The organism is Moorena sp. SIOASIH, assembly GCF_010671925.1.
GTDB lineage: Bacteria > Cyanobacteriota > Cyanobacteriia > Cyanobacteriales > Coleofasciculaceae > Moorena.
Genome location: NZ_JAAHIH010000002.1, coordinates 97,608 through 109,162 on the forward strand (window position 1 = coordinate 97,608; position 11,555 = coordinate 109,162).

9 protein-coding genes are annotated in these 11,555 nt (G+C 45.9%); 3 read left to right on the forward strand and 6 right to left on the reverse strand.

Features of this window, described 5'->3' with window-relative positions:
• Positions 1–213 precede the first annotated feature (213 nt).
• A complete protein-coding gene (locus F6J90_RS08080; RefSeq protein WP_293091958.1) occupies positions 214–420 on the forward strand; it encodes a hypothetical protein in 207 nt (68 codons plus the stop codon).
• On the opposite strand, the gene F6J90_RS08085 is transcribed toward F6J90_RS08080, so the two are convergent.
• Complete coding sequence (locus F6J90_RS08085) at positions 350–3,535, reverse strand: filamentous hemagglutinin N-terminal domain-containing protein (RefSeq protein WP_293091959.1); 3,186 nt, start codon at positions 3,533–3,535, stop codon at positions 350–352. The genes F6J90_RS08080 and F6J90_RS08085 overlap by 71 nt on opposite strands.
• A gap of 314 nt (positions 3,536–3,849) precedes the next feature.
• Between F6J90_RS08085 and F6J90_RS08090 the strand changes: the two genes are divergently transcribed.
• A complete protein-coding gene (locus F6J90_RS08090; RefSeq protein WP_293091960.1) occupies positions 3,850–4,134 on the forward strand; it encodes a hypothetical protein in 285 nt (94 codons plus the stop codon).
• A 126-nt stretch (positions 4,135–4,260) separates the two neighbouring features.
• Here the strand turns inward: F6J90_RS08090 and F6J90_RS08095 are convergent, their stop codons facing one another.
• Together F6J90_RS08095 and F6J90_RS08100 are read right to left on the reverse strand one after the other, a co-directional pair.
• The gene (locus tag F6J90_RS08095; protein WP_293091954.1) at positions 4,261–4,677 is read right to left on the reverse strand and encodes a helix-turn-helix domain-containing protein; all 417 of its coding nucleotides are present in this window, start codon (positions 4,675–4,677) and stop codon (positions 4,261–4,263) included.
• A 201-nt stretch (positions 4,678–4,878) separates the two neighbouring features.
• Positions 4,879–5,106, reverse strand: a complete 228-nt coding sequence (locus F6J90_RS08100) for a hypothetical protein (protein ID WP_293091955.1) — start codon at positions 5,104–5,106, stop codon at positions 4,879–4,881.
• Between the two features lie 103 nt (positions 5,107–5,209).
• Between F6J90_RS08100 and F6J90_RS08105 the strand changes: the two genes are divergently transcribed.
• Positions 5,210–5,344 carry a hypothetical protein gene (locus F6J90_RS08105; protein ID WP_293091961.1) on the forward strand — a complete coding sequence of 45 codons (135 nt, stop codon included), beginning with the start codon at positions 5,210–5,212 and terminating at the stop codon, positions 5,342–5,344.
• Here F6J90_RS08105 and F6J90_RS08110 read toward each other — a convergent pair.
• From F6J90_RS08110 to F6J90_RS08120, 3 genes are all read right to left on the reverse strand, one after another.
• A complete protein-coding gene (locus tag F6J90_RS08110; protein WP_293091962.1) occupies positions 5,319–7,964 on the reverse strand; it encodes a CHAT domain-containing protein in 2,646 nt (881 codons plus the stop codon). The two genes, F6J90_RS08105 and F6J90_RS08110, sit on opposite strands and share 26 nt — an antisense overlap.
• A gap of 113 nt (positions 7,965–8,077) precedes the next feature.
• A complete protein-coding gene (locus F6J90_RS08115) occupies positions 8,078–8,206 on the reverse strand; it encodes a hypothetical protein (protein WP_293091963.1) in 129 nt (42 codons plus the stop codon).
• Between the two features lie 74 nt (positions 8,207–8,280).
• Positions 8,281–11,436, reverse strand: a complete 3,156-nt coding sequence (locus F6J90_RS08120; protein WP_293091964.1) for an S-layer family protein — start codon at positions 11,434–11,436, stop codon at positions 8,281–8,283.
• Between the last annotated feature and the right edge of the window lie 119 nt (positions 11,437–11,555).

An 11,555-nucleotide genomic window follows, 5' to 3' on the forward strand; every position in this document is an offset into this window, starting at 1 on the left:
TGTTGCAGAACAGATGAACTATGTACCATATGAGCTTGGCTTTTACCCGGGGGCTATAGATAATGTACAAATATTCTTCAGTCAGTCAGTCAGTCAGTCAGTTACATGCTCCCCCTATTACCTATTACCCATTACCTATTACCCATTACCTATTACCCATTCCCCAGATTTAGTACTAATGTTGCTGCATAAGTGACATGCTCCCATTAACTCTTGCCTCTTGCCTCTTGCCTCTTGCCTCTTGCCTCTTGCCTCTTGCCTTTCTTTCAGAGAGTATGTTCACTACTCTTAGAAAAATACTATATTACTCTTCCCTGTTCCCTGTTCCCTATTCCCTATTCCCTACTCCCTACTCCCTATTCCCTATTCCCGAATGGCAATCAAGATTGGGAAATATCTGCTCAACAGGGGTACCCCTAAACGGTTGCGCAGTCAGAATAATAGTACCATCTTTTGCTATTACCCAGCCTTGGGCTTCGATAATCACTTTTTTTTCTTGGGGAGGGCGTCTCACGGATGCTTGCTGTTGTAATCGTTGTCTGCTGCTGGCTAATCCAGGACGAGTTCTCCAGCTCACTGTTCTGTCGGTATTAATCACTGAATCCTCTGGAGTCGGTGGTAAACCGCCTTTGCCGGTAATGATAAAGGAACTGCCGCCAGCAATCCGATTGTTCTCAAAGCCGCAAAGGTCATTGGCGAGGATTGCTTCTGCATCGACTAGGATTCCTGGCAATTCGTTTAAGCCTGAGGTGGGGTCTACCTGGGAGATGTTGAGGATTACGTCACCGTTGAAGGATGAGCCACGGTTGGAGGTGGAAGTGATGTCATTGTCTGGAGTGAGACGGTCTCGAAACTCTAAACCAAAGATGCCTTTGGCATTAATCTCAACACGACCTCCTTCCCCTTGGTCAGCATTGGCAATGATGTCACTATCTCCGAGACCAACTAGGGTATCAGTATCAATAAATATATTGCCCCCAGTGGTTGTATTCTGAGCTTCAGTTATAATCTTGCTTTCGTCGAGGAGTCGGATGTCACGGGACAAGAGATTAATATTGCTTTTGTCTCCTCCTGCTGTTTCTGCTGAGATGATTCCTTTGTTGTCAAGGAAGATGGAGTTGGCATTAATCTTTACTTCTCCTGCTGAAGTACCCTGTTGAATGCTTCTAGCGCTAACTTCTGCTCCATCAGAGATTATTAACTTGTCAGTGGTAATATTCAACAAATCTCCGGCATTTCCGGTTGCATCTCGATTAGCTTGAATAAACAAGCCGCTGGGAAACTCACCATCGGCTGAGGTACCAATTAGTTGAACAGTAGAGGAGGCATCTACTATCAAATTTCCCCCATCCCCTTCACCAAAAGTGGCAGCTGAAACTCTTGCTCCATCTTCAACACTTAACTGCCCAGTGGTAATACTCAAATTTCCGGCATTTCCTTTTGAGCCTGGATTAACTTGAGAAAACAAGCCGCTGACAATCCGACCATCGGCTGAGGTACCAATGAGTTTAACAGTCTCCTCGGCATCCACAATCAAGTTCCCTCCGTCCCCTTCACCAAGAGTGATAGCTAAAACTTGTGCTCCATCTTCAACAATTAACTGCCCAGTGGCAATATTCACATCTCCCGCTTTTCCTTTCCCTTCAGTTTGAGCAAACAAGCCGCTGATAATCCTACCATCGGCTGTTGTACCAATTAGTTGAACAGTAGAGGAGGCATCTATACTTAAGGTTCCCCCGTTCCCTTCACCCCTTGTGCTAGCTGAAACTTGTGCTCCATCTTTGACTATTAACTGCCCAGTAGTAATACTCAAATTTCCGGCATTTCCTTTTGAGTCTGGATTAGCTTGAGCAAACAAGCCGCTCCCAAACGGACCATCGGCTGAGGTACCAATCACTTGAACAGTAGAAAAGGCATTCACAGTCAAATTTCCACCATCCCCTTCACCAAAAGTGCTAGCTGAAACTTCTGCTCCATCAGAGACGATTAACTCCCCAGTGGTAATCTTTACATCTCCCGCATTTCCTTTCCCTTCAGTTTGAGTAACCAAGCTGCTGCTCCTGCGACCATCAGCTGAGGTACCAATCAGTTGAACAGTAGAAGAGGCATCCACAGTCAAATTTCCGCCATTCCCTTCACCAAAAGCGCTAGCTGAAACTCTTGCTCCATCAGAAACGATTAACTCCCCAGTGGTAATCTTTACATCTCCCGCATTTCCTGTTGCTATCTCATTAGTTTGAGCAAGCAAGCCGCTGCGAAACCGACCATCGGCTGAGGTACCAATCACTTGAATTGAGTCGGCATCCACTGTCAAATTTCCGCTGTCCCCTTCACCAAAAGTGCTAGCTGAAACAACTGCTCCATCTTTGACAATTAACTGCCCAGTGGTAATACTTAAATTTCCCGCTTTTCCTGTCCCAAAAGTTACAGCAAACAAGTCGCTGCTAAGTTCAACAGTAGAGGAAGCATTCACAGTCAAATCTCCCGCGTCCCCTTCAGCAAGAGTGCTAGCTGAAACAAATGCTCCATCAGAGACAATTAACTGCCCAGTGGTAATACTCAAATCTCCCCCCTGTCCTAAGCCAAATACATTCGCAATTATCCTAGAACCATCCTCAAGACTGAGCTGAGAAGCCCGAACAACTATCCCACCGCCATTCTGACTTCCGATGGTATTCGCAAAAACATCAGAGCGATCGCGTAAACTCACATTAGCTCCCTGCACCTGGATACTCCCACCACCTTCCCCACTGGTAATGACTCTAGCCCCCTCGGACAAACTAATATCCTGAAACCCTTGAACTCCTGAATAATCCAACACAAAACTCGTATCCGTTGGGGTCAGTTTCACCACACCATTAGAACCAACACTCCCCAGCTCAATCCTTCCATCCAATGCAATATTAAAGCCACCAGGAATATTCACCTGACCACCAATTAGCCCTAAGGTTTGACCATTGGGTACCCGTAAGAAACTCAACTGATTAGTAATACTTCCTGGATTGGAACCATATTGCAACCCAGAGGGAATATTTATAGTCAACAACGGTTTTTCATTGGGATTTTTAGTGCTGAATACTGTGCCATCTTCAAACAACACACTATCAGCAGTACTTCCAAAAAATGAACCTCCTAGATCTAGTCGGCTATTGGGACCAAAGAAAATACCGTTGGGATTAATCACAAATAAATTAGCATTACCCAATACTCCTAGAGTCCCCAAAATATTGGAAACATTACCTCCAGTTACCCGACTCAAGATGTTGGCAACTCCAGCAGGATTAGCAAAATAAACCCGCCCCATCTCACCCACATTGAAATCCGAAAAGCTGTGGAAGAGATTACTGTCTCTAATCGCGCCACCTTCAATTAAATCGGCTAGGTCTCCGTTAACATTCACATTGGGCGTTACCACAGAGCTGACCTTCCCCAGGGTATTATCTGGGGTAATTTGCCCTAATGCCGTAGTTGCAGCTAGTAGAGAATACAGCACAACGCTAGTTGCTGGCACAAGTCGGGAAATCGGAGGTTTCATAGTAATCAATAAGCTACCGATTCTTACGAATATTTCATGAATAGAGTAGGGTGGGCAAAGTCATCATGTCGTGACGAATCAAAACAACCAAACTGTTTTTGCCCACCCTACAAGCTAATTATTCCAGAACATAAATTTCAGCTTTATTGATTTACAAACTCTTTACTTATACTTTACTTATACTTTACTTATACTTTACAAAAACAGGTAGCAGTTGCAACAGCAACAGTAATTACGGTAGTGGTTTTGCACTTAAATAAAAGCATAACGTTTACCTTGGTTTTGATCACCAAAGCCCCACAATTTAAAGTAGGGTGGGCGTAAGCATTCAGCAGTCAGTGGTCAGCCGTCAGCTTTCCGTAATAGAGATTAAACGAATGCTTACCTGTTGTCTTGATCCCAAGGGCGAGTGGGGGAAACCACGGCAGTCGCTCATGGGGGAAACCACGGCAGTCGCTCATGGGGGAGACCACGGCAGTCGCTCATGGGGGAAACCCCCAAGACCGCGCTGCCTCCCCAAGACCGCGCTGCCTCCCCAAGACCGCACTGCCTCCCCTGTTCCGAAGCTGCATCGCTTATTCAAAAGCTGTTCGGTGTAGCTTGCCCATAGCTCATAAGCTGATAGCTGATCGCTGAATGCTTAGTCGAGTAGGGTGGGCAAAGTCATGATTTGGTGACCAATCCAAACCAGCAAACGGTTTTTGCCCACCCTACAAGCTGAATGCTTAGATCACTTTAAAATCAGAAATCGTCTCAATCCAGACCCTAGCCCCACAATTTAAGGGATTATCAGGACGATACATCACCCGACACGGGCCATTGACCTCTACCGTATGACCGTAAATGTTTTTAGAACCCCGTTTAACCGTAATCACAGGGTTGCGCTCCCCGCTCTTGAGATTTTGGCGAATTACCTTCTGATTAACGTGAATCACAGCCTTGGTGTACTCCCTGCGCTTTGACCAATTCCGCTTCGGTCCGCGAGTACCAGGAGTGACCACCGGCATACCGTCAAACAGAGGAATCACCCAAGTTCTACCCACCTTATAAGCCCCTTTAACTCTGCCCTTGCTCAGAAGAAAACGGACACGAGTGGCAGAAACACCTAGTAATTCAGCGGCTTGGGCTGTAGAAATCATCATGGCGGCTTAACCATTGCTTTAACGATACTGTTATATTCACACAATTTCTGACATTATGCAAGGGGTTAGAAAAACTATTGCATTACCGCACTAATGGGGTGTGGGGTGTGGGGTGTGGGGTGTGGGGTGTGGCTCACATAGGTTTTTTAGATTAGACCTCTTGCAAAAGTATTTTTTTGATACTGTTTTCGTCAATTATTGTTACTGTTTTCTGTCTCCTGTCTCCTGACAACTGCCGCGAAGTCTATTAGGGTCAAACACGGGGCGACCCAGAGGGAGAGGAAAAGGAAAACAACTCTGAAGCGATGCAGCTTCGGAACAGGGAAGGCAGTGCCGCCAAAGGGGGTTCCCACGGGGCTTACAGCGGTGCGGACGCAGGTTCCGCACACAGACCCATGCGCCATGAGCAACTGCCGTGGTTTCCCCCACTCGCGCTTTGCATCAAGACATTACCGCCATCTCTAGCCAGAGGGTGGTAAGAAGGGTCAGAAAAACTATTGCACTAACGCACTAATAGGGTGTGGGGTAGCTTTTGCCTTTTGCCTCTTGCCTCTTGCCTTTTGCCTACTCCCTACCCCCCACCCCCTACCCCCTACACCCTACACCCTACCCCCTACCCCCCACCCCCTACTCCCTAATTTTCACAACCAATTTCCCAGCAAAATAAAAGCTGACCAGTAATAGGGGTGATTAAATGGCTCGCTCTCCAACAGCTCCTGTTGAGCTTGACGCAGAGCTTCAGCCTTGGTAACCTTGCCTTTGGCTAACTTCTGATAGAAGCGAGTCATTAACTCTGTAGTAGCTAGATCGTCCACATACCAGAGACTGGCCATGGTACTGCGTGCCCCCCCACGCACTACTACTCCAGCCAATCCCAAAGCGGCTCGGGAGTCTCCTGCGGCTGTCCTACAAGCACTGAGGACGAGTAATTCAATCGGATTTTTTTGCTTTTGATCGGTTCTGATCAGACTATTTAACTCATTGATATTGATCTCCTCGTCCCAGGTCAGGAGAAAGGTTTCTTCAGCTACTGAACTAAATTCACCATGAGTGGCTAGATGAACCACTTCGTAAGCAGAGGTATTAACTTCTGTATTGAAGTTGGATTCAGTAAAGGACTCATTGAGTAGAATCAATGAGGGAACTTCGGCGTTGATATTGTCTAATTCCACCTTCACCCCAGGAAGTGGTGCTAAATTTGGACGATGGGGACGAACTTCCGTCACTCCAGCACTCAGAACCGAAAATTCTTGTCTGACTAAAGCTTGAGGGTCGATTAATTGTAAACTAGGTGCTACCGCAATACTATATTTATCGATCAAATAGTCTTCCCCGTCATAAAGCACGGACATGGGAAGATTGCGCAGGGCTCCGTCTGGTATAAATACTAGGGTGAGGATGTTACTGTTGGCTAGTTCCGCTTCAATCGGGCCGATTAACCAGTCGTGTATTTTTTGTAAGTTTTCCTTTCTCAGAACTCGCCAAGGGCTAGTAATATTGCTCTTTACCGAAGCCAGTTGTTGTTCTATTTCTGTTTGAGGTAAGTTAGTGGTGATCTGGCGCAGGGGTTTTCCGGGCAAGGTAACAATTACTTCCAGGCGGTCTGGCAAGATAATGGTATAGAAGATAGCGGCGTTGGGGTCTAGTTCGTCGATTTTAACTGGTTTGGCATCTAAACAGGCATCCCGAAAAAAGTTGTCTAGTTCCGCTAGTTGTAGGGATTCAATCACATCTCGTGCTTGTTTGAGGTTTTCTTGAGATGCATTGGGTTCCAGGAGTAGTCCTACTAATTCTCGGTAGACTGGTTCGACACTTTCTCGGAAATCAAACTGAATATCGCTACTAATCGCGACTAGGTCGCTACGGATAGATTGCAGGGTTTTAACGGATTGAGAATAGGCTGCGATCGCGGAGCGGTTCCTTGTTCCTTTGGAACCGCTTCGCGAACGGAACATCGCGTTTTTTTTATCCTGTTTTAGCTTGAGGATTCTGCCCAGTTGCCATTGCCATTGATAGGCTAAATCAGGAGCCTGGATTTCTTGAGCAATCAGTAAAGCTTTTTCGGTTAAGTATTGGGCTTCATCAAGACGTGATTGCTGTTCGTATAAGGTTCCCAAGTTACCGATGGCTTCTGCTTCCGCTCTTTTATCTCCTAAATCCCTAGCCAGCTTAAGGGCATCAGCGAGATAAGTAGCCTGGTCGTTTGGAGTTGTGAGTTGTGATTTTGTAGGTTTTAATAGGATTTTGGCTAGATTAATTCTAGCATTGATTGCTGTTTTACTGGGATATAATTTAGTTAAAGTATTGTGGATAGCTGGCAATAACCCTCTGGCTCGTGACCACTCTTTTTTAGCTATCAATAGACTCAATTGATTTAATTGTCCTTGAATCTTAATATCGGGTAAGGGAGATTCTTCCACAACCCGTTGATAGAAATAAAAAGCGGATTCTGTGTCTCTTTTTAATCTAGCTGTATCTCCCAAACTGAGCAGATTATCAGCAATCAAGGTCTGATCTGGTAAGTTTTCGGCTATGGCTAAACTTTGTTGTAAAATTTCTTGAGAGTCTTGGAATTTACCCACTCGGCGCAGCACATCACCTAGGTATTGGAGGGCGGTACTTTTGAGTTTGCTATCCGGTTGCTCTTGGATAGTTTCTGTGATTTTAGTTAAGGTTTTAGTGGCTTTATTATACAACCCTAATACTCGTAAGGCTTGCACTTGGTAAATCTGATTTTCTGTTAATCTAGTTAAGTCTCCGATATCTTGGTAGATAGCACTAGTTTGCTGCCAAGTCGATAAGGCTTTTTCCGCCTGACCTAGTGATAAGTATACTTGTCCTTCGACTTCTAGGATTTGGGCTTGTAATTCTTGACGTTCTTTGGTATTATCAAGTTTTGATAGTTTGATCGAACTCTGGGATAGGGTTTGTTTAGCTTGGTCTAGGTCTCCCAAGGTTTGATAAACTAAAGCTAGATTGACTAAGGAATTAATTTCACCAATAAGGTCGCCACTGTCGCTGTAGTTACTAATCATTTGCTCCAACAACGGTATCGCTTCTTGATATTGACCTGTTTCATAGAGTTGTTGGGCTTGTTGTTCTGGAGAATCGGGAATCGGGAATCGGGAATCGGGAATCGGGAATTGGGAATCGGGAATCGGGAATCGGGAATCGGGAATCGGGAATTGGGAATCGGGTGTGATTGCTGGAGAATTTGATAATGCTTTCGCCGATGGTAGGAAGCAGGTTATTAATGCGATGGCAAATATAAATGATAGTTTTTTCATAATAATTAAGGGAATTGGGAATTGGGAATAGAGAATTTAGAATTTAGAATTTAGAATTTAGAACAGGGAATAGGGAATAGGGAATAGGGAATAGGGAATAGAGAATTTAGAATTTAAAATTGGGAATCGGCAAGAGGGAATCGGCAAGAGGGAATCGGGAATCGGCAAGAGGGAAAACTGATCTTACTCCCCATCTCCCCATCTCCCCATCTCCCCATCTCCCCATCTCCCCATCTCCCCATCTCCCTACTCCCTACTCCCTACTCCCTACTCCCTACTCCCTACTCCCTACTCCCTACTCCCTACTCCCTGCTCCCTACTCCCTGTTCCCTGTTCCCGAATGGCAATCAAGATGGGGCAATATCTGCTCAACAGGAGTTCCCTTAAACGGTTGCGCGGTCAGAATAATCGTGCCATCCTTTGCTATTACCCAGCCTTGGGCTTCGATAATCACTTTTTTTTCTTGGGGAGGTTGAGGGGTGATCACTGAGGGTTGCTGCGGTAATTGTTGTAATTTTTGTCTGGTGCTGGCTAACCTAGGACGAGTTCTCCACCTGACTGTTCTGTGGGCATTAATCACTGGATCTTCTGGAGTCGGTGGTAAACCCCCTTTTCCGGTAATGGTAAAGGAACTCCCTCCAGCAATCCGATTATTCTCAAAGCCACAAAGGTCATTGGCCAGGATAGCTTCTGCATCTACTAGGCTTCCTGGTAACTCGATTAAGCCTGATGTTGGGTCTAGGTCTGGGGTGTTGAGTATGACTTCACCGCTGAAGGATGGGCCAAGGTTGGAGGTGGCGGTGATGTCATTTTCTGGAGTTTCACGTACCCGAAACTCTAAGCCAAAGATGCCTTGGGCATTAATCTCAACACGACCTCCTTCGCCTTCTTGAGCATTGGCGGTGATGTCGCTATTTCCGAGACCGACGAGGGTTTCAGTATCAATGTCTATATTGCCCCCAGTGGTATTCTGGGCATCAGTGGTAATCTTGCTTTGGTTAAGCAGTCGGATGTCACGGGAAGATAGAGTAATATTGCCTTTGTCTCCTGCTGTTTCTGCTGTGATCCTTCCTTTGTTGTCAAGGAAGATAGAGTTGGCATTAATCTCTACCTCGCCTGCTGAACTCCCCTGTTCAGTGCTTCTAGCACTAATAGCTGCTCCATCAGAGACAATTAACTGCCCAGTAGTAATTTTCAACAAATCTCCCGCATCTCCTGTCCCTTCAGTTTCAGTAAACAAGGCGCTGGCAAACCGACCATCGGCTGAGGTACCAATGAGTTGAACAGTAGAGTCGGCATTCACACTCAAGGTTCCCCCGTCCCCTTCACCCTTTGTGCCAGCTAAAATAGCTGCTCCATCAGAGACAATTAACTGCCCAGTGGTAATACTCACATCTCCCGCATCTCCTGTCCCTTCAGTTTCAGTAAACAAGGCGCTGGGAAACTGACCATCGGCTGAGGTACCAATGACTTGAACAGTAGAGTCGGCATTCACACTCAAGGTTCCCCCGTCCCCTTCACCCCTTGTGCCAGCTGAAACTTGTGCTCCATCAGAGACCATTAACTGCCCAGTGGTAATACTCAAATCTCCCGCTTTTCCTTTTGAGCCTGGATTAGCTTGAGCAAACAAGCCGCTGCCAAACTGACCATTGGCTGACCTACCAATGAGTTGAACCATAGAGTCGGCATTCACACTCAAGGTTCCCCCGTCCCCTTCACCCCTTGTGCTAGCTGAAACTTGTGCTCCATCAGAGACCATTAACTGCCCAGTGGTAATCCTCAAATCTCCCGCTTTTCCTGTCCCAAGAGTTCGAGCAAACAAGCCGCTGGGAAACTGACTATTGGCTGAGGTACCAATCAGTTGAACAGTCGAGTCGGCATTCACAGTCAAATTTCCCCCGTCCCCTTCACCAAAAGTGTTAACACCAACTTGTGCTCCATCAGAGACCATTAACTGCCCAGTGGTAATCCTCAAATCTCCCGCTTTTCCTTTTGAGCCTCGATTAGCTTGAGCAAACAAGCCACTGCCAACCTTACCATCCGCTGACCTACCAATCAGTTGAACAGTCGAGTCGGCATCCACTGTCAAATTTCCGCCGTCCCCTTCACCCCTTGTGTCAGCTGAAACTTGTGCTCCATCAGAGACAATTAACTGCCCAGTGGTAATACTCAAATCTCCCGCTTTTCCTGTCCCAAGAGTTACAGCAAACAAGCCGCTGGGAAACTCAGGATTGGCATCAGTACCAATCAGTTGAACCGTAGATGAGGCATTCACAGTCAAATTTCCCCCGTCCCCTTCACCAAAAGTGTTAACACCAACTTGTGCTCCATCAGAGACCATTAACTGCCCAGTGGTAATCCTCAAATCTCCCGCTTTTCCTGTTGCTCCTCCAATCAGGTTGGCTCCCAAACCGCTGAAAGTACCATCAGCCGATACACCAATTACTCGAACAGATTCAGAGGCATTCACTCTCAAATCTCCCCCCTGTCCTGAGCCCAATACATCCGCAGTTATCCTAGAACCACCCTCAAGACTCAACTGTGAAGCCTCAACAACTATCCCACCGCCATTCTGACTTCCGAGGGTATCCGCAAACACAAAAGAGCGATCGCGTAAACTCACATTAGCCCCCTGCACCTGGATACTCCCACCACCAAAGCCACTGGTATCAACCAAAGCACCGTCGGACAAACTAATATCCTGAAACTGTTGAACTGGTGAATAATCCAATACAAAACTAGTATCCTTTGGTGTCAGGTTCACCACATTATTAGAACCAACACTCCCCAGCTCAATCCGTCCATCCAATGCACCATTAACGCCACCAGGAATATTAACCTCACCACCAATCAGCCCTAATGTTTGACCATTTGGTACCCGAAGACCATTAATTTGTTCCCCAAACTCACGACGAGACTGATTAGTAATACTCCCTGGATTGGAACCATATTGCAACCCAGAAGGTATATTAATCGTCAACAACGGTTTCTCATTGGGATTTTTAGTGCTGAATACTGTGCCATCTTCAAACAACACACTATCAGCAGTACTCCCAAAAAATGAACCTCCTAGATCTAGTCGGCTATTGGGACCAAAGAAAATACCGTTTGGATTAATCACAAACAAGTTAGCATTGCCCAACACTCCTAGAGTTCCCAAAATATTGGAAACATTAGTTCCAGTTACCCGACTCAGGATGTTTGCAATTCCAGCAGGATTAGCAAAATAAACCCGCCCCATCTCACCCACATTGAAATCCGAAAAGCTGTGGAATAGATTGCTGTCTCTAATCGCCCCACCTTCAATTAAATCTGCCAGGGCACCCTTAACATCGACATTGGGAGTTACTACAGAGCTTTCATTCCCCAGGGTATTATCTGGGGTGATTTGTCCTAATGCTGTAGTTGCACCCACTAAAGAACACAGAACAAAGGTACTTGCTTGCACAAGTCCGTCAACCCGAGGTTTCATGTTAATAAAAATGAGCTACCGAATTGATATAATTATTTCATAAAATCCCTTTTAATTCTGTTAATTTTTATTAGGCCAATCTGGCAGTTTTCAATTGGGTGAGGGGCATTTTTTAGTTT